Consider the following 18,362-nt stretch of genomic DNA (forward strand, 5'->3'; position numbering starts at 1 on the left):
GGTGCACCGCCGACGCCGGGTGCACGCCCGGCCGAAGGCGCGGTGGTACCGCTGTACCGCGTGGAGACCGCCGCCTACGCGGTGGTGCCGCCGCTGCTGCGCGAGACCTCGCTGGCCAGCCTCGGTACCTTCCACGAGCGGCAGGGCGAACAGCGCCTGCTGTACAACCAGGGCGCATTCCGCACCGCCTGGGGCCGCCTGGTGGGGCAGAGCAGCGAGATCCATTGGAAGGGCGATGCGCAGCCCGGCTTTGATGGCGATGTAATGGGCCTGCAGGCCGGCCTCGACGTGTGGGCCGCGGCGTCGGACAACCACCGCAACCAGATCGGCGTGTTCGTCGGCCGCACCCGCGCGCAGGGCAAGACCACCGGCCTGGCACTGGGCTGGGAGAACGTACAGGTGGGCCAGAACCGCCTGGACGACAAGCACGTGGGCCTGTACTGGACGTTCACCGACAGCAGCGGTGGCTACATCGACGCCGTGGCGATGCAGAGCCGCTACGACGGCCGCGTGCGTTCCTCGCGCGGGCTCGGCTTCGGCCTGAGCGGCGACGGCACCAGCGTGTCGGTGGAGGCCGGCAAGCCGCTGCTGCACGTCGGGCAGTCCGCATGGTGGCTGGAACCGCAGGTGCAGGTGATCTGGCAGCGCACTTCGCTGGATGACCGTCGCGATGAAGTATCGAGCGTGCGCTTCGACAACGACAACGCCTGGACCGGCCGTGTGGGCCTGCGTTTGGCCGGCGATTACCAGCTGGCCGACAACGGCTGGCAGCCGTATTTCAAGCTCAACTACTGGCACGGGCGTTCCGGCGAAGACCGCATCCGTTTCGACGGCGACGTGATCGTCAATTCGCAGCGCTCGCGCGCGCTCGAAGCCGGTGTAGGTGTGGTAGGGCGCTTCAACCGCACCATCAGCGCCTATGCCGTGGCTGACTACACGCGGGAGCTGGGCGGCGACCGCAACGAGAAGCGCCGCGTCATCGAAGGCAACATCGGCCTGCGCGCGGACTGGTAGCGCGCGGTGCAGATGTCCGACCCGCTCTGGTAGGTGCCGACCTTGGTCGGCACGAATCCCACCGGCGCCATGACCTCCGCGCAGCCGAGCATAGGCTCGGCTCTACAACAGCGGTGCGCAAGCATCCGGTTCCACCAGCGCCCCGGCACGATCGGCCAACACCACCACCGCATGTAGCAACCCTTCCTCCACCTGCGGTGGACACTGTGCCTGCGCGTCATCCATGTCGCGCGCCGATTGTGCGGCCAGCAACACACCACCGCAGGCGGACAATGCGGCAAGACAGCGCGTCGCCTCGGCCAGTTCCCGACCGCGTGCCTCGCTGAGTTGCCGCTCGCGCCACGCCTGGCCGTCGGCTCCGTGGCTGTGTGCGATGCCGCGCAACCGGGCGAAGAACGCCGACGGCGGCGCCTGTTCGTGGGCTTCGGTGAGCGCATCTTCCAGCGCTTCGGCGGCCGTAGTGGACAGCTGCAGGCCGGGCAGGGCAGCGCCGAGCAGAGCTTGCAGGCGTGGATAGGTGGGGTAGGGCGAGTTCATGGCAGCAACCTCACAAGGCAAGGCCACCTGCGGGATGCAAGGTGGCGGGCGGTGCGGGTTGGCGTGCCGGTGAAGCTCTTCACGAGGAATGACGCCGGCGGATCCGGGGATCCCCACGCACCGCCCGCCGCAGAACGACGGACGGTGCATTGTTCGGGCCGGCAACGACGTTGCAAGCCCGCTCGTGAAAAGCTTCATTCAGGACGCCAATCCCGGTCAGCGCAGGAAGCGCCGACGGAGGCCACCTTGGCGCGTTGTGCGCCGCGATGACATGGGCAAAGTTGCAATGTGGTGACTGCACGCAAGCCGCCTTGCTGCAACCCGCGACCGGGCCGGATACGACAGTTCGCGCGTGGCGCAAGCGATCATGCCCCGGTTATGCTGCGGTCCTGACTCAACGACAAGGAAGCGTCGCATGCAGGTTCGCAAGGGAGTGCGTCGCATCGGCACGCTGATGTTCGTGTTGCTGGCGACCGGCGCCATGGCCGATACGCCAAGCACGGTCGAGGTGCCCTCGCCGGAGACCCTGGCCGAGATCCTCAGCCTGCTTGAACGCCAGGCGCTGTATCGCGATCGGGTGGACTGGCCCGCCATCCGCATCCGCCTGCAATCGGCGCAGGGCGATCCCGCGCAACGGCTGGCCGTTCTGCGCGAAGCCATTGCGCTCAGCACCGGCCACCATGGTGCATGGACCACGACCCAGCGCCAGCGTGAATCCCTTGTGCGCGCGCAGCAGGCCGGTGCCGCCGCCGTGGACCGGGCCAAGGCCGTCGATGCGGTGGATGCGCGCATCGGCTGGGTGGTCATCGAGGGCTATGCCCCTATGCCCGGCGCGACGCCGCAGGAGAAATTCCGCCAGGACATCCAGCGCGCCGCGCGGTGGCAGCAGGTAATCCGTAGCAAGGACGACGGCATGCGCTGTGGCTGGATCGTCGACCTGCGTGACAACAGCGGTGGCAACATGTGGCCGATGCTGCTGGGCATGGCACCGTTGCTGCGCACCTCGGTGGTGAACAACGAAGATGTGGGAGCGTTCGAAGCCGCACAGGGGCCGGAGCGCTGGACGTTGACCGCGACCGCTGTACAGCGTGCAGGCAAGTCGGTGCTGGACTTCGGCCAGTCCGGCTATGTGCTGCGGCAGCCCGGCGCGCCGGTGGCGGTGCTGTTCGGGCCGCGCACCGGCAGTTCGGGCGAGGCCTCGGTGCTGGCGTGGCGTGGTCGTCTGCAGACGCGGAGTTTCGGTCAGCCTACTGCGGGTGTCTCCACTGGCAATGTCGTGCACACGCTTGCCGATGGCAGTCGCCTGCTGTTGACCACCAGCGTGATGCGGGACCGCAATGATCGTGGTGATGGCTTGAAGATCGAGCCCGACCAGCGCGTCAAGGGGGACGCCGCCACCGTGGCCGCCGCCCAAGCCTGGCTGCTGGCCCAGCCCGCCTGCCAAGGCACCCGGTCATGATCCTGATCGGCCAACAGGAACGGGTGCTGATCGTCGGCCCCACCGAAGCCCACCACTGCCTGCGCTGCCAGACCGAAACCGAATTCGCCCCGCAGCTGCGCTACAAAATGGCGCGCATCGACCTGCTGTTCGGCTTCACCTACCAGCGCCGCTACGAACTGGCCTGTACCCGTTGCGAGCACGGCTGGGTGCTGGATACCGAGGCCATGGACCAGCAGCTGGGTGGGGTGCCGATCCCGTGGCGGCACCGCTTCGGCCTGCCGTTGATGCTGGTGGTGGTGGCCGGGCTGGCTGCGCTGGGCTGGCTGTGGCGGCACGGATACATCGGCCGCTGATGAAGATGAAACGGTTGCTTATGTCCCATATTGGGACTAGGATGTCCGAATGAAAGTGGTTGCTTTGGCGACGCTGAAACGATTCTGGGAACGTCACCCTGATTCGGAAGCAGCGCTGAGGTCCTGGTATGACGAAGTGAGGCACGCCGTCTGGGACACACCGCATGACGTACGCCAACGTTACGCAAGCGCAAGTTTCGTGGCCAATAGTCGTGTGGTGTTCAACATAAAGGGCAACAGCTACCGGCTCATCGTCGCTGTGGGTTACAGGTTTCAAGTGGTCTACATCAAGTTCATTGGCACCCACGCCGAGTACGACCGGATCGATGCCGACACTGTGGAGCTTCTATGAACATCCATCCCATCCGTACGGAAAGCGACTACGAAAACGCGCTGCGCGAGATTTCGTTCTATGTCGACAACGAGCCGGAGCTGGGCAGCGAGGATGGCGATCGATTTGAAATTCTCGTAACGCTGGTTGAAGCCTACGAAGCGAAGCACTACCCGATCGAGCCGCCAGATCCTATCGATGCAATCCGCTTCCGCATGGAGCAGGGCGGTCTGACCGTGAAGGATCTGGTGCCCTCCATCGGCCAGCTCAACCGTGTCTATGAAGTGTTGAATCGCAAGCGCGGTCTGACTCTTGAAATGATCCGGAAGCTTCACCGCAACCTGGGCATTCCCGCAGAAAGTCTCATCGGCCGCTGAAGCCCCTACCGATACGCTGCCGTGCCTCACTCCCGGCCTGTTAAAGTTGCAGCCTGCAACCACGTACCGGAACCGACCATGGACCACGACACCCCGTTCGAACCCCTCAACGACCTCGAGGTGCGCCTGCTGCAGGCCCAGGACGGTACGCTGACCGCAGCGCAGTTCCTCGACGGCCTGCTGACTTCGACGGCGTTCGTGCTGCTGGACAAGGCCATTGGTGAGGATGGCGCCTGGGACGAAAGCATCTCGCCGCTGGTGCTGACCAGCGAGAGCGGCGAGCCGATGTTCGCGGTGTTCACTGCCCCCGAGCGCGCGGGCCTGTGGCACGAGCAGCTGCCGCAGTTTGCGCATGCCATGCCGATCGCGGTGCACGCGCTGCTGGCCGGTATCGGCGACGGCGTCGGCCTGGTCCTGAACCCGGGCCTGGACGTGGGCATGGAGATGATTCCCGATGCCGTGGCCCAGCTGAAGCAGCGTGCGGCGGCGATTACCCGCGGCATGGCGCACTGAATCCAGCGATTGCGTGGTTGCCGGCCAACGGCCGGCACTACCCGTGGTGCAGGACGGCTGCGATGGCTTGCAAGCGCGTCCTGTTCAATGGGGAGGAGCATCGTGGGCAAGCGTTCTAACCGATCGCTGTGGGTCTATGAGATCGGCCTTCTTGTGGGTTTGACTCTGGCAGCTGCGTTCATCACCCGGTTCAATCCGGTGGAGACGCTCCGGCTGGGTGGATGGCTGTTCCTCTTGATGCAACCCATCATGTTGGGTGCTCATGCTGTCGACCATTTCTCGCGGAAGCGCCGTCGTTAGACGGGCGATGTGAAGGTGCCGGCCAGCAGCCGGCATCACCAGATGCTTCAGCGGGCAGCGGCGATGGCTTTCACCCGGGCCTTGGCGAGTGCCTCACCGATGGCCGGGCCCTTCAGATGCGTGGTATCCAGATCCCGCGCCTGCACTGACAGCGCTGCCCGGTGCAGGCGCTTGAGCGTTTCGCCCTGCGGGTAGTCGGCATCCTCGAAACCGAGCCGGCCGCGCTTGTCGGCCTCGCAGCACAACGCGATGCGGGCCACGCGTTCCGGCCGGCGCAGCGCATCACAGCGGCCCAGCAGTTCCAGCACGGTGGCATCGCGTAGTTCGTCGATGCGGTGCACGTTCAAGTGCTCGCGGCAGACCGCTTCGGCCAGCTGCTGGTGCTCGGCGGGAATCTTCAACCGCGTACACAGTGCCTTCAGCGGCTTGATGCCGCGCTGCTCGTGCATGATGTGGCGCGGCCATTCCTCCGGCGGGGTCAGGCCCTTGCCGAGATCGTGGGTGAGCGCGGCGAAGCCGACCAGGTCATCACCCGGCGCCAGTTTCGCGGCCATGTCGCTGACCATTTCCTGGTGGATGCCGGTATCGATCTCGGGGTGGAACTCGGCACGTTGCGGCACGCCGTACAGCGCTTCCAGCTCGGGCAGGATCGGGCCCAGGGCATGCGCATCGTGCAGCGTGCGCAGGAAGGCGGAGGGCCGCTCACTGACCAGCGCCTTGCGCAGTTCCTGCCAGACGCGCTCCGGCACCAGCGCGTCCAGCTCGCCACTGGCGGCGACCTCGCGCATCAGCGCCATGGTCTCTTCGGCGACGGTAAAGCCCAGCGGTGCGAAGCGCGCCATGAAACGGGCCGCGCGCAGCACGCGCAATGGATCTTCGACGAACGCAGGACCGACATGGCGCAGCACGCGTTGCTCGATATCGCGCACACCGCCGTAGGGATCGACCAGCGTGCCGGTGTCTTCGTCGCAGGCAATCGCGTTGATGGTGAAGTCGCGGCGCTGCAGGTCTTCTTCCAGCGTTACGGCCGGATCAGCATCCACCACGAAGCCGCGATAGCCGCGGCCGGATTTGCGCTCGGTGCGCGCCAGTGCGTATTCCTCACCCGTGTTCGGGTGCAGGAACACCGGGAAGTCACGGCCAACCGCAGTGTAGCCCAGCGCTTCCATCTGCGCGGGCGTGGCGCCAACCACCACCCAGTCATGGTCGCCGGCAGGGCGCTGCAGCAGGCGGTCGCGCACGGCGCCGCCGACAAGATAGATCTTCATGGGGGAATGATCGCACGGCCGGCACTACCAATACAGAGGCATCACGGCAGGCCGCGCCACCCCGAAGCAGCACCCAGGCGGTGCATATTCCGATCGAGGCCAGCCGCCGGCACGACCGCAGTGCGATCAATCGCCACCTTGCTCAGCGTCGGCCGCGCAGCTGAATTTCTTGCGCTTGTCCACCAGGCGGCCCATCAGGCGGTCGCTCAGCGGCAGCGCATCACCATTGAGGCGCCAGTCGTAGATCACGCTGAAGGCCAGCACGCGGGCGACGTACTCGCGGGTTTCCTTGTAGCTGATGGTCTCGATCCACAGGTCCGGATCGAAGCCCGGGCGCTGGCCCTGCCAGCGTGCGGTCGGGGTCGGGCCGGCGTTGTAGGCGGCGATGGTCACGTACGGCAGACCGTCGTACTTGTTCATCAGCTGGCGCAGGTAGGCGGTGCCGATGGCAATGTTGGTGTCCGGGTCGTACAGGCTGTCGGCGCCGCCGTAGCCGGTCAGGCCGATCGACTTGGCCACGCTGGCACCGGTGGCCGGCAGCACCTGCATCAGGCCCATGGCATTGGCAGGCGAGCGCGCACGGGGAGTGAAGGTACTCTCGGCGCGGATCTCCGCGGCCACCCAGGCCGGGTCGATCGCGTTGCGTGCCGATTCGCGGCGGATGGTGGCGTCGTGATGCAGCGGGAAGCGCAGGTCGTACAGGCGCTGTTCCTGCGGCTGCTTGCCGAGCGCGAACACGGCGCGGTCGAACCAGCCATTGTCCTGCGCCACGCGCACGGCGAGGCGGCGCTGGGTGTCATCGAAGCGCGACAGCGCGCTGTTCCATTCGGCCACGGCCCAGCCAGCGCGGTCGATCTGGTACAGCGCCATCGCGCGCTGGATGGCCGGGTCGCGCGCGATCACCGCCTGTGCCTGTGCGCTGTCGTTCGGCTTCCACGGGCACAGGGTGTAGCCCTGCTGCAGCTTGTCGGCGGCGAGGAAGCCGTGGAAGGTCGGCGCGCGCGCGGCCTCGCGGAACAGCGGCTGCGCCTGCTGGGCCTGGCCGGTCTTCTCCAGCATGCGGCCTTCGAAGTAGCGCCAGCGCGGGTCGCTGCGCTGCTTGCTGCCCATCTTGCGAATGGCGGTCAGCGCCGCCGGCCAGTCGCCGCGCGACATCGCTTCGCGCACGCGCCACTCGTGCAGGCGTTCGTCATAGGCCGACTCCGGCACCGCGTTGAGGCGGCGTGCCGAATCGGGCAGATAGGAGGCCACTGTCCACAGCGCGATCTGGTACAGCACCTGGCCCTGCTGGTCGGCACTCAGGCCGAGCGTCTGGGCGTACTGCGGCAGCTGCTGCTCGGTGGCGCCGGGGTCGGCCTTGGCCAGCTTGGCCAGGCCATCGGTGGCGATGCGCCGGCTGCGCTCGTTGCGTGGCCAGTTCAGGGCGCTGGCATTGGGCTTGTCGACAAAGGCGGCGTAATTGTTCGCCAGCGCCAGGTCGGCGGCAGGCAGGCCGCGTGCAGCGCTGCGCATCACCGCCGGTTGCTGGGCATCGGCGGCGGCATCGATGCGTTCCCAGCGCAGGGCGTCGCTCAGGTCACCCTGTGCCTGCAGCACGGCAAAAACGGCATCACAGCCGTCCGGCAGCGACTTGCCGTTCTTGCGCCACAGATCCTGCGCTTCACTGATCCACTGCGGATCGACCTTGCCCGTCACCTGGCGCGCGGTCAGCTGCGCACAGCGCAGGCCGGTGTTTTCGGTGGGCGCCCAGTTTGCCAGCAGGGTCGGCCAGTCCTGGCGGCGTGCGAGCGAGGGCAGCCACACGCTGCGGAAGGTGGTGGCCACGGCCTGGCCGTCGTAGCGCTTGAGGAAGGCCTGCGCCTGCGCGGTATCGACGGTATCGATGTTGCGGCGCAGGTTGGCGTACTCCAGCCAGCCATAGGCCGGGTGACGGCTGAGCGCAGCGGCCTGGCCAGGATCGAACTGGCCGCGTTCGGCGGCTGCGATCGCGGCTTTCAGCTGCGCGTTCTGGGCATCGAGGGACTGGGCATTGGCGCAGCCGATCAGCAGCGTGGTGGCCAAGGGCAGCAGGGACAGGGCGGTCGAAGTGCGTCGGGTCATGGCGGGCAGCATAGCGGGCAATGGCTGAATTCAGTTTCGCATTGCGTGCACGCCGGGCGTCGGCAACGACAGCTGAATGAATCCGCGCAGGCCCTGCCGCACGGGGTTGCAGGCGTCGTAACGTCGGCCTTGGGCGAACGGCCCGGCTGCAGGGAGCGGCACATGGCGTTCAGTAGCGCAGGAAGAAGCGGCCCGCTGGCGGACATCAATGTCACGCCACTGGTGGATGTGATGCTGGTGCTGTTGATCATCTTCATTGTGACCGCGCCCATCGTGGCCCGGCCGATTGCGGTGCAGTTGCCGCAGGCCACCGATCGGGTGGTCGACCGTCCCGAACCGCCGCCTCCGATCGAGCTGCGCCTGGACGCTGCCAACCAGCTCAGCTGGAACGGCCAGCCGATGGCGATCGGCGAACTGCAGGCGCGCCTGCAGGCACAGGCGGGCGAGCATGCCGGCAACCTGCCGGAGCTGCGCATCGCCACCGATCCGGCGGCCGAGTACGAAGGCATGGCGCGGATATTGGCTGCGGCCGAAGCCACTGGCATGGAGCGCATTGCCTTCGTGCGATAGAGCGTTGTCTCACTGCTGCTCATGCGGTGATTGCTGCATGAGCGGCGCTTGCCCTGCTGACAGCGTCGCATCCAGGATCCGCAGAAAAGCCATTTCAATCTGCACTGGAACCTGGGTCGGATGTGCTCGCCACTTTCTGCGCTCAGGGTCATGTTCAACGTGGAAAGCAGTCAACTCGGCTCTCTCGAAATCCACCACAACCGTCAGTCCCTCTCCCGAGGCCAAGGCCGCATCGCTGGGAGAGGGACAGTTGTTGCACTCGATCACGCCGCCTGCTCTCGATTCACCTGCCAGGGAAAGAAGCAGCGTCATCACCATCGTGACGCCCGGCACGGCAGTCACTGCTTTCATGCTCGGCCCTCCCGCGAATGGCTGGAGGTGCGAGTCTGCGCTGGGTCGACTGGTGGGGCCTCCTGAATGAAGGAATTTTCAAACTATTCCTGAAACGATCCGGCAAAGGCCTTTTCCGTGAATGCGGAAGCTACCGGCGCGCGCTGTCGCAGCCTGCATCAAGGCTGCCTGCGGTGAACAGTATCGTCCGGTCATAACCTGCAGCTATCTGACGCAATCGGCCTGCAATTGCGTCAATTCCGCGTGAAAGAGTGTCGATCATCACGCCGCGATTTTTACCACTTGTTTACAAAGGAGACGGCGCCGCCATGCAGGGAGGGAGTGCGGCGGCCCATGTCCCGACATTCCTTTGGAGAGAGAGCGAATGAATCACCTGCACCACCGCCCTTTGGCGGTTGCCGTCGCGCTGTGCGTGATGACCCTGGCACCGTTGGGTGCCGCTGCACAATCCACCACCAACCTGGATGCGGTGGAAGTCACCGGTACCCGCATCAAGCGCGCTGAGGTGGAGGGCCAGGTGCCGATCCAGACGCTGACGCGCGGCGATATCGAACGCACCGGCCTGACCTCGATCGGCGAAGTGCTGCAGCAGCTCACCGGTTCCGGTTCGGCGCTCAACGCCAAGTTCAACTCGTCCGGCAACTTCGGCTTCCCGCCCGATGGCAGTGGTGTAGGTGCCGGTTCGGCGCAGGTGGACCTGCGCCACCTGGGCGCCAAGCGCGTGCTGGTGCTGGTCGACGGCATCCGCTGGGTCAATGAGTCATCCGCATCCGGCGTCGGCTCGGCCACCGATCTCAATACCATTCCGCTGGCCATCGTCGAGCGCATCGAAGTGCTGGAAGATGGCGCGTCGTCGCTGTACGGTTCCGACGCCATTGCCGGCGTGGTCAACATCATCACCCGCCGTGACTTCGATGGCGGCCAGGTGACCCTGAACTATGGCGAGTACAGCAAGGGCGATGGCACGCAGAAGGGCGTGGACCTGGCCTGGGGCAAGAGCGGCGACCGCTTCAGCCTGTTCCTGGGCGCCAGCTGGACCAAGCAGGATCCGGTGTTTGCCAAGGACCGCGAGCAGTCGCGCTTCCCGATTCCCGGCACCGGGCTGGCGTTCGGCAGCGGTGGCATTCCGCAGGGTCGTTTCATGTTCACCGACCCGAACACCGGCGCGGTGCAGAACATCGTGCCCAATACCGGCGTGAGCAACCCGCGCTACGACGGCAGCGCCGGCTGCGCGCGCACCGATGACTACCACTGCTTCACCAGCGCCGACCGGTTCAATTTCGCCGAGTACAACATGGTGCTGACGCCCTCGGAGCGCAAGGGCCTGTTCGGTCAGTTCCGCTTCGACATCACCGACAACGTGCAGTGGTACGTCAAGGCACTGGGCAACCGTCGTGAGTCGACCAACCAGGCCGGCCCGGAGCCGCTGTTCTTCGGCCCCGATGGCGCCACCGGCAATCCGCTGGCCGACAACATCACCGTGTCCGCGCTCAATCCGTACAACCCGTTCGGCTTCGACCTGGTCTCGGGTGACAACCTGAGCCTGATCGGCCGCCGCCCGGTGGAAGGCGGCGCGCGCGTGTTCAAGCAGGAAGTGGACACCACGTATTTCGCCACCGGCTTCGTCGGCAACTTCCAGGCGGCTGACCGCAGCTGGTACTGGGACGTCAACGGCATGTACAGCAAGAACAAGGCCGAACAGACCAACTACGGCAGCTACAACATCTACAACGTCAACATGGCGCTGGGCGATCCGTCGGTCTGTGCGGCGACGCCGGGCTGCGTGCCGCTGAACATCTTCGGCGGTGTCGGTTCGATCACCCCGGACATGCTGAAGTGGATCCAGCCGGTGGTGCGTGACCGCAGCCAGAACGAACTGAGCCTGTTCACCGCCAACCTGTCCAGCGACCTGTTCACGCTGCCGGCCGGCCCGGTGTCGTTCGCTACCGGCTTCGAGTATCGCAAGTACGAGGGTTCGTACCAGCCCGATCCGCTGACGGTGGCCGGCCACTACAACGGCGTGCCGTCGCAGCCGACCTCGGGTTCCTATGACGTCAACGAGGCGTATCTGGAGTTGAGCGTGCCGATCTTCGCCGATTCGACCTTCGGCAAGAAGCTGGATCTGAGCCTGGCCGGGCGCTATTCGGACTACTCCACCTTCGGTGGTGAATTCACGCCCAAGTACGGCCTGCGCTGGCAGGTCACCGATGACTTCGTGCTGCGCACGACCTATGCCGAAGGCTTCCGTGCACCATCGATCGGTGAGCTGTACGGCTCGGCCGCGCGTGCCGACCTGCAGCTGTTCGATCCGTGCTCGGTGGGCCTGGGCGGTACGCCGCCGCGTGGCAGCGCGGCCAACTGTGCTGCGCTGGGCGTACCGGCCGGGTTCCAGCAGGCCAACTCGCAGATCTCGGTGACCACTGGCGGCAACCGCGAGCTGGATCCGGAACGCTCGCGCAGCTTCAGCGCAGGCTTCGTGTGGAGCCCATGGTTTGGCAGCAACAGTTCGTGGTCGGAGCGCTTCGATGTGGAAGTGACCTTCTACCGCCATGCCATCGACGGCGCGATCCAGGCAATCAACGCGCAGACCCAGCTGGACCTGTGCGTGGACACGCTGGACCCGATCTACTGCAACGGCATCACCCGTGCCAGCACCGGCGCGGTCAGCAGCTTCAACAACCGGCTGACCAATCTGGGTTCGATCAAGACCGATGGCTGGGATGTGGATCTGTTCTGGACGTTGCCGCAGAGCTCGATCGGTCAGTTCAAGCTGGGCTGGAAGAACACCTTCGTGGGTCGCTACGAAGCCACCGGTGCGGCGGGCCAGAAGCAGCCGCAGAAGCCGGGCGTGGAAGTGTCCGACAGCTCCATTCCGGAGTGGACCAGCAACGCCAGCATCGCCTGGACAATGGATCGCTGGAGTGCGAACTGGACGGTGCGGCACATCTCCGAGCTGACCGAGAACTGCGGCGATGCCGTGGCATTCCCGGTGTGCAGCAACCAGGCCGACGGCACCAACACGCTCTCGGCCACCACCTTCCACGACATGCAGGTGGGCTACAAGATCGACTGGATGAAGGGGCTGCAGCTGACCGCGGGCCTGAACAATGTGTTCGACAAGGATCCGCCGATCTGCCTGTCGTGCTCGTTGAACGGGTATGACGCCTCGACCTACGACATCCCGCGTGGCCGTTACTGGTACCTGCGCGCGGACCTGCGGTTCTGATGTGAGGGTGGCAGCGCCGGCCAGTTCCGGCGCTGCCTTGCGGATGTAGCGCCGAGCCCGCGCTCGGCTGATTCTCTGAGCCGGGCATGGGATCGGCGCTACAGGTGCGGGGTGGTCGTACCCCGCGTCTGATCAGAATGCCCAGGTGAACGTCAGCGAGCCATTGCGGCCATCGCCGTAGGCACCGTAACCGGTGATCTGCGAGTAGTACTTCTTGTCCAGCAGGTTGTTGAGGTTGGCCTGCACGCTGAACTCCGGCGAGATGCGGTAGCGCACGAAGGCACTGACCAGTGCGTAACCTTCCTGCTCGATGCGGCCGTAGGCCGGTACCGGGTAGTAGATGCGGTTCTGCCAGTTGGCACCGCCACCGACGGTCAGCGCCTGCAGCGACTGCGGGGTGTAGCTGGTGAACAGCTTCAGTGCGGTCTGCGGCAGGTTGGTGTTGATGTCGGCGCCGTTGATGTCCTTGGCCACGTAGCGCGATGCGCCGAAGGTGGCATTCCAGCCCGGTGCCAGCTCGCCGTTCACCTCGAATTCGAAGCCGCGGCTGACCGTGCCACGCGCGGCGCGATAGGCGAACTCGTTCTGGCTGCCCTGCACGGGTTCACCGGTGGCCTGGCCGACGTTGTCCTGTTCGATGCGGAACACCGCCAGCGAGGCATTCAGGCGGTTGTCGAACCACGCCCCCTTGACGCCCACTTCGTAGCTCTTGCCATCGACCGGATCGAGGTAGCTGCCGTTGCGGTCCTTCAGCGTCTGCGGCTGGAAGATTTCGGTGTAGCTGGCGTAGGTCGAGTACGTGCCGTTGATGTCGAACACCAGCCCGGCGTACGGCGTGGTGACCTTGTGCGCGCGGTCGGCGCCTTCGCCCTCGCTCTTCCAGTCGGTGTAGCGGGCGCCGATGATCAGCTTCAGCGGATCGGCCAGCGACAGGCGCGCGGCCGCGTAGCCGGCCTTCTGGGTGATGGTGCCCTCGCTGGCCAGTGCCAGCGGGTTCCAGTTCGGCTCGCTGATGTTGCCGGTCCAGTTCAGATAGCTTGCGAACGGATCCCAGGTCTGGCCGGCACCGCCGACCTGGTAGTCGCCGTAGTTGGCGTACTCGCGCTTGTTGTAGCTCAGGCCTGCCATGAACTGGTGCTCGCGGCCGAACAGCTGGAACGGACCATCAACGTAGCCATCGACGCCGGTGACCTTGCGCTCGGTGTTGTAGAAGCCCGCGGACGGCGAGATGCCCGCGCCGGTGGTCTTGTCGAAGTTCGATGCGCCCGTGGTCCAGTCGTTGTAGGCCGGGTAGAACAGCTTGTCGTCAGCCTTGGTCTCATCGTGCGTGGCACCGACCTTGAACTTCCAGCCATTGCTGAAGGCGTGCTGCAGGGTGGCGAAGGCGCGTTTGCTGGTGGTGTCCCAGTAGGTCCACTTCGGGCTCGCGTTGAACGATTCGTCGTAGCCCGTGCGCGAGCCATCGGAGTACAGCATCGGGAAGCCACCCCAGGTCGCGCCATTGGCGCGCTTCTGCTGGTAGTCGTAGCCCACGCTCAGCTGGGTGTCCGGGGTCAGGTCGGCGTCGATGACGGCGTAGCCCAGCGTCTTGCGCTGGTTATAGCGGTCCATCTGGCCGTCGGTGTCCAGATAGCTGCCGATCACGCGGCCGCGCACGGTGCCGCTGGCGTTGAGTGCGCTGCCCACGTCCACCGTGGTGCGGGTGCGGCCCCAGCTGCCCACGTTCACCGACACGCTGCCGGCCAGCTCGGCGCTGTCGGCGTGCTTGCGGATCAGGTTGACCGATGCGGACGGATTGCCGGCGCCGCTGAGCAGGCCGGTGGCGCCGCGCACCACTTCCACGCGGTCGTACAGCGCCAGGTCCAGGCCGGAATCACCATAGCTCCAGTTTTGCACCATCTGCGTGGGCAGGCCATCGAACTGGTAGGCATCGATGTAGAACCCGCGCGCGTAGAACTCGGTGCGCTCGCTGTCGGACTGGGTGCTGGTCACGCCGGTGGTGTTGGCCAGCACGTCGATGATGTCGTCCAGGTTCTGATCTTCGATGCGCTGGTGGCTGATGATGCTGATCGACTGAGGGATCTCGCGCGGCGCCAGGTCGAAGCGGGTGCCGGCCGAGGTGCGGCGCACCGAATAGCCTTCGGCGCGTTCGCCCTTGACCACCACCTTGTCGAGGGTGGTCGGATCGGCGGCGGTGTCGGCGAAGGCGGCCGGGGCCACGGCGCAGAGAACGGCGAGCACGGCAACGGACAGCCGTTGCGGCTGCGGGGTACGGAAGGCGGAACGGGTCATGGGGGTCCTGGACGAGCACGCGCGCTCGGCCGGCATCCAGAAGGCGAGGCGCTACGGGTAGGGGGAGGGCGGGCAGGCCGTCCTGGCGCCACCGGAAACGAAAGAAATCGTAATACGAACTATTCCTATTTACAAATAATGAACGAATCGATCCGATGATCCGGGTGTGGGCTGGGTCAGCGCAGCAGCGGGAGTGGATCGCGCGCGCCGTCGGTGCCGTAGATGCCCCAGTGCAGGTGCGGCGGCGTACCCTTGGCGTTGCCGCTGTCGCCGACGTGGCCGAGAAGGTCGCCGGCCTGGACCACCTGGCCGCGCGCCAGGCCCTCGGCCCAGTCGTCCAGATGGGCGTAGTAGTAGCGCTCGCGCCCGGGCCCGATCACCCACACCTGGCGGCCACCGAGGCCGCGGTCGCTGACATCCACGACGACGCCGGCGGTGGCACTGCGCACTGGGGTACCGCGCCTGGCGAAGATGTCGATGCCGGCGTGGGAGCGGTCACGGCCGCGTGGGGCGCCGAAGGTATCGGCGATCTGGCGGGGCCGCACACCTTCCACCGGCACCGGAAGCTCGGTGGCCGGAGGCATCCGCGAGAGTGTCCACAGCAGTTTCGGTGCAGCGGCCCATGGGCTGTTCCACAGTGCCATGGCGGCAACGATCGCGATGACCAGCCACAGGCCGCGCAGCAGCCAGCGGCGCAGGCGACGGGCGGGGGAGGGCGATGTGTTCATGGTCTCCGACTGTAGCGCCCAGCCATGCTCGGCGGCTGTTGCTTTGCGGTCAAAGCGCAGTCGAGCATGGCTCAGCGCTACAGAACCGGATCCAGTGGCACTTCGAAACTGCGCTTCAACGTTCCCAGTACAACCGAGGTGCGGAAGCGCTCGATGTTGTCATCGCCACCGAACAGCCGCTCGGTGATCGCCTCGTACTCTTCCATCGACGCGGCCGACACCAGCAGCAGGAAATCGCCGTCGCCGGTGATCGAGTAGCACTGCTGCACCGCCGGGTCGTCCTGCACGCGGCGCTTGAACGGCGCCACGCGTTCGCGCTGCTCGCTGACCACGCGCACCTCGACGATGATGGTCAGCGGTCGCCCGACCTTGGCTGCGGCGACTACCGCCACGTTGGCCGCGATCACACCGCTGTCCTGCAGGCGTTTGATGCGGCGCTGCACGGCTGGGGTGGACAGGTGCACGTCCTCGGCGATCTCGCGCTGCGGCAGGGTGTTGTCCCGCTGCAGCAGGCCGAGGATGGCGCGGTCGAAGCTGTCGAGCACGGGGGCGGTAGCCATGGTGAGCAGAAGTTGCACGAACGGGCTGTCAATTGAGCCAAGTGCTCGGCGCGGGCGCAATAGACTTTGCCCATGCAGACCTCACGACTCGCGCCGATGTTGCCGGCGCTGGCGGTGCTTGGCTCGGTCACCTCGCTGGCCATTGGCACCTCCTACGCAAAACACCTGTTCCCGCTGATCGGCGCCCAGGGCACCAGCGCGCTGCGCGTGGGCTTCTCGGCGCTGTTGCTGCTGCTGTTCTGGCGGCCGTGGCGCTGGAAGACCGGCCGCGCGGATGCGATCACCCTCCTGCGCTACGGGCTCACCCTGGGCCTGATGAACCTGCTGTTCTACATGGCCCTGCGCACGATTCCCTTCGGCATCGCGGTGGCCATCGAGTTCACCGGGCCGCTGACGGTGGCGATGCTGTCATCACGGCGCCCGATCGATTTCCTCTGGGTGGGCTGCGCGGCGGTGGGGCTGTTGCTGCTGCTGCCGCTGGGCGGCGGCCGGGCGCTGGATCCGACCGGCGTGCTGTATGCGATGGGCGCAGCGGCGTGTTGGGGGCTTTACATCGTATTCGGCAAGCGTGCCGGACACCTGCACGCCGGGCATTCGGTGTCGCTGGGGCTGCTGGCGGCTTCGCTGGTGGTGGTGCCGGTGGGCGTGGTGCATGCCGGTGCCGCGCTGCTCGACCCGAAGATCCTGGCAGCCGGGCTGCTGGTGGCGCTGGTGTCCAGCGCGATCCCGATGTCACTGGAGATGATGGCGCTCAAGCGCCTGCCAAAGGAGACCTTCGGCATCCTGATCAGCATGGAGCCGGCGGTGGCCGCGCTGTGGGCGATGCTGCTGCTGCACGAACACCTGCACGGGCTGCAGTGGCTGGCGATCGGCTGCACGGTGCTGGCTTCGGTGGGCAGCACGATGACCGCGCGGCGATTGAAGGTGCCGGTGGTCCAGGCCGGGTAGCGGCAGAGAGCGTGCGGACCAACGGTCCGCACCTACCAGGGGGGCGGTTCAGCGCAGGGCGTCGGCCGGGACGTCGATCTGCATCGCCAGGGCGAGGTGATCGGAGAACGCGGCCGGCACGGCTTCCACGGTGCGGGTCTGCAGGCCACTGCTGACCAGGATGTGGTCGATGGCGCGGTCGGGGCGCCAGCTGGGGAAGGTCGGCACGATGCAGCCGGGCGGTTGCAGTCGGGTCTTCTGGTACAGCACCTGCATTTCCGGGCGTTCGGCCAGACAGTTGAAGTCGCCCATCAGCACCGCGTTGGGGTGGTCGGACAGCAGCTCGGCGATGAAGCCCAGCTGCGACATCCGCGATCCCGCGCCCAATGACAGATGGGCCACCGCCACCGCCAGGCCGTCGGCACCATCGCCGAACTTGGCCAGCAGCACGCCGCGCCCGCCGATGCGGCCGGGCAGGGCGTGGTCCTGCACTTCCACCGGTTCCAGCTTGCTCAGCAGGCCATTGGCGCTGGAGGCGACCCCGCCCATGCGCCGGTTCGGCTGGTGGCTCCAGTAGTTGAAGCCGGCGCGCTGGGCCAGGTAATGGGTCTGGTTGGTGAAGCCCGAGCGCAGGCTGCCCGGGTCGGCCTCCTGCAGGCCGACGATGTCATGTTCGCGCGCCAGGGTGGCGATCGCGTCCAGGCTGCTGCGCTTGCGACCCGCCGGCAGCGCATGTGACCAGCTGCGGGTCACATAGTCGCTGTAACGGCGGGTACTTGAGCCGGCCTGGATGTTGGCCGTCAGCAAGCGCAGGGTCCGTGTACGGGGGGAATTCACGGCCGGGAAATGCTTCTCTTGGATCAGTGAGCCTGGGCCGCACCGCGTTCGCGGGCGATCAGGTGGTCGGCGATGCGCAGCATGTCCGGGAAGCTCTTGCCCTTAACCAGGTACTTGCCGTTGACGATGATCGACGGGGTGCCGCTGATCTGGCTGCGCTGGGCGAACTGCTTGGCCGAGTTGGTCTTGGCGTTCACCGCGAAGCTGCCCATGGTGGCCGCGAACTGCTTCGGATCGACGCCGTAGGCGGCGTAGAACTTGGCGATGTCTTCCACCGAGTCACGGCCGCGCTCGCCCTTCAGGGTCTTCTGCGAGTGGATGGCGGCGTACAGCGCTTCGTGGGTCTTCTCCTGCACGCCCAGGGTCTGCGCGGCGTAGAAGGCACGGGCGTAGTCATCCCAGGTGCCGCCGAACATGGCCGGCACGTAGACGAAGTTCACGTCGCTGGGCAGGCCGGCCTTCCACGGGCCGACCAGCGGCTGGAACGCGGCGCAGGCCGGGCAGACGTAGCCGAAGATCTCGGTCACTTCGATCTTGCCGGCGGCCGGCTGGAACGGCTGGCCGTTCGGGATCACCTGGTAGTCGGCACCTTCCACCGGAGCCGGGCCGGTCAGTGCGGCGGTGGTCGGGGCCGGCG

19 protein-coding genes are annotated in these 18,362 nt (G+C 66.4%); 10 read left to right on the forward strand and 9 right to left on the reverse strand.

All coding sequences use genetic code 11. From position 1 onward, the window contains the following. The coding region (locus N5E02_RS15790) for an autotransporter outer membrane beta-barrel domain-containing protein (protein WP_279946479.1) at positions 1 to 1,014 on the forward strand (1,014 nt) is incomplete at its 5' end. A gap of 102 nt (positions 1,015 to 1,116) precedes the next feature. On the opposite strand, the gene N5E02_RS15795 is transcribed toward N5E02_RS15790, so the two are convergent. Further along, positions 1,117 to 1,551 carry a hypothetical protein gene (locus tag N5E02_RS15795; RefSeq protein ID WP_065178053.1) on the reverse strand — a complete coding sequence of 145 codons (435 nt, stop codon included), beginning with the start codon at positions 1,549 to 1,551 and terminating at the stop codon, positions 1,117 to 1,119. A gap of 415 nt (positions 1,552 to 1,966) precedes the next feature. Between N5E02_RS15795 and N5E02_RS15800 the strand changes: the two genes are divergently transcribed. The 6 genes from N5E02_RS15800 to N5E02_RS15825 all read left to right on the forward strand — a co-directional run bounded on the left by N5E02_RS15800 (position 1,967) and on the right by N5E02_RS15825 (position 4,866). After that, on the forward strand, positions 1,967 to 3,010 hold the full coding sequence (locus N5E02_RS15800; RefSeq protein ID WP_065178054.1) for a S41 family peptidase: 1,044 nt from the start codon (positions 1,967 to 1,969) through the stop codon (positions 3,008 to 3,010). Further along, the gene (locus N5E02_RS15805; protein WP_065178055.1) at positions 3,007 to 3,345 is read left to right on the forward strand and encodes a hypothetical protein; all 339 of its coding nucleotides are present in this window, start codon (positions 3,007 to 3,009) and stop codon (positions 3,343 to 3,345) included. The genes N5E02_RS15800 and N5E02_RS15805 overlap by 4 nt, the downstream gene beginning before the upstream one ends. Positions 3,346 to 3,394: 49 nt before the next feature. Next, positions 3,395 to 3,697: a type II toxin-antitoxin system HigB family toxin gene (locus N5E02_RS15810; RefSeq protein ID WP_065178056.1), complete on the forward strand. Its 303-nt coding sequence runs from the start codon at positions 3,395 to 3,397 to the stop codon at positions 3,695 to 3,697. Further along, complete coding sequence (locus tag N5E02_RS15815) at positions 3,694 to 4,053, forward strand: hypothetical protein (protein WP_061479618.1); 360 nt, start codon at positions 3,694 to 3,696, stop codon at positions 4,051 to 4,053. The genes N5E02_RS15810 and N5E02_RS15815 overlap by 4 nt, the downstream gene beginning before the upstream one ends. A 78-nt stretch (positions 4,054 to 4,131) precedes the next feature. Continuing rightward, complete coding sequence (locus N5E02_RS15820) at positions 4,132 to 4,566, forward strand: SseB family protein (protein WP_005419309.1); 435 nt, start codon at positions 4,132 to 4,134, stop codon at positions 4,564 to 4,566. A 102-nt stretch (positions 4,567 to 4,668) separates the two neighbouring features. After that, positions 4,669 to 4,866: a hypothetical protein gene (locus N5E02_RS15825; RefSeq protein ID WP_139727662.1), complete on the forward strand. Its 198-nt coding sequence runs from the start codon at positions 4,669 to 4,671 to the stop codon at positions 4,864 to 4,866. Positions 4,867 to 4,913: 47 nt separating this feature from the next. Here the strand turns inward: N5E02_RS15825 and N5E02_RS15830 are convergent, their stop codons facing one another. Both N5E02_RS15830 and N5E02_RS15835 read right to left on the reverse strand, forming a co-directional pair. Further along, positions 4,914 to 6,134, reverse strand: coding sequence for a multifunctional CCA addition/repair protein (locus N5E02_RS15830; RefSeq protein WP_139727660.1), 1,221 nt, complete (start codon positions 6,132 to 6,134; stop codon positions 4,914 to 4,916). Between the two features lie 126 nt (positions 6,135 to 6,260). Next, complete coding sequence (locus N5E02_RS15835) at positions 6,261 to 8,246, reverse strand: transglycosylase SLT domain-containing protein (RefSeq protein WP_279946484.1); 1,986 nt, start codon at positions 8,244 to 8,246, stop codon at positions 6,261 to 6,263. A 150-nt stretch (positions 8,247 to 8,396) separates the two neighbouring features. Here N5E02_RS15835 and N5E02_RS15840 point away from each other — a divergent pair, with 150 nt between their 5' ends. After that, entirely contained in the window at positions 8,397 to 8,804 is a 408-nt protein-coding gene (locus N5E02_RS15840; protein WP_019338425.1) for a biopolymer transporter ExbD, read from the forward strand. A gap of 9 nt (positions 8,805 to 8,813) precedes the next feature. Here N5E02_RS15840 and N5E02_RS15845 read toward each other — a convergent pair whose 3' ends face one another. Next, positions 8,814 to 9,155, reverse strand: a complete 342-nt coding sequence (locus tag N5E02_RS15845) for a hypothetical protein (protein ID WP_139727656.1) — start codon at positions 9,153 to 9,155, stop codon at positions 8,814 to 8,816. Positions 9,156 to 9,519: 364 nt separating this feature from the next. Here N5E02_RS15845 and N5E02_RS15850 point away from each other — a divergent pair, with 364 nt between their 5' ends. Further along, a complete protein-coding gene (locus N5E02_RS15850; protein WP_139727654.1) occupies positions 9,520 to 12,381 on the forward strand; it encodes a TonB-dependent receptor in 2,862 nt (953 codons plus the stop codon). A 132-nt stretch (positions 12,382 to 12,513) separates the two neighbouring features. Here N5E02_RS15850 and fhuE read toward each other — a convergent pair whose 3' ends face one another. From fhuE to N5E02_RS15865, 3 genes are all read right to left on the reverse strand, one after another. Beyond that, positions 12,514 to 14,673 (reverse strand): ferric-rhodotorulic acid/ferric-coprogen receptor FhuE, encoded by a 2,160-nt coding sequence (gene fhuE / locus N5E02_RS15855; RefSeq protein ID WP_279946480.1) that lies wholly within the window; start codon positions 14,671 to 14,673, stop codon positions 12,514 to 12,516. 176 nt (positions 14,674 to 14,849) lie between these two features. Beyond that, the gene (locus N5E02_RS15860; RefSeq protein ID WP_065185389.1) at positions 14,850 to 15,401 is read right to left on the reverse strand and encodes a M23 family metallopeptidase; all 552 of its coding nucleotides are present in this window, start codon (positions 15,399 to 15,401) and stop codon (positions 14,850 to 14,852) included. 77 nt (positions 15,402 to 15,478) lie between these two features. Continuing rightward, positions 15,479 to 15,961 (reverse strand): Lrp/AsnC family transcriptional regulator, encoded by a 483-nt coding sequence (locus N5E02_RS15865; RefSeq protein WP_279946482.1) that lies wholly within the window; start codon positions 15,959 to 15,961, stop codon positions 15,479 to 15,481. Positions 15,962 to 16,033: 72 nt separating this feature from the next. Between N5E02_RS15865 and N5E02_RS15870 the strand changes: the two genes are divergently transcribed. After that, the gene (locus N5E02_RS15870) at positions 16,034 to 16,909 is read left to right on the forward strand and encodes an EamA family transporter (protein ID WP_065185387.1); all 876 of its coding nucleotides are present in this window, start codon (positions 16,034 to 16,036) and stop codon (positions 16,907 to 16,909) included. Between the two features lie 48 nt (positions 16,910 to 16,957). Here the strand turns inward: N5E02_RS15870 and N5E02_RS15875 are convergent, their stop codons facing one another. Then, the gene (locus N5E02_RS15875) at positions 16,958 to 17,695 is read right to left on the reverse strand and encodes an endonuclease/exonuclease/phosphatase family protein (protein ID WP_005419292.1); all 738 of its coding nucleotides are present in this window, start codon (positions 17,693 to 17,695) and stop codon (positions 16,958 to 16,960) included. A 53-nt stretch (positions 17,696 to 17,748) separates the two neighbouring features. After that, positions 17,749 to 18,362 (reverse strand): thiol:disulfide interchange protein DsbA/DsbL (locus N5E02_RS15880; protein WP_279946483.1); only part of this gene is annotated, 614 nt, incomplete at its 5' end.

This window comes from Stenotrophomonas sp. GD03777, assembly GCF_029842485.1.
Classification (GTDB): Bacteria; Pseudomonadota; Gammaproteobacteria; order Xanthomonadales; family Xanthomonadaceae; genus Stenotrophomonas; species Stenotrophomonas sepilia.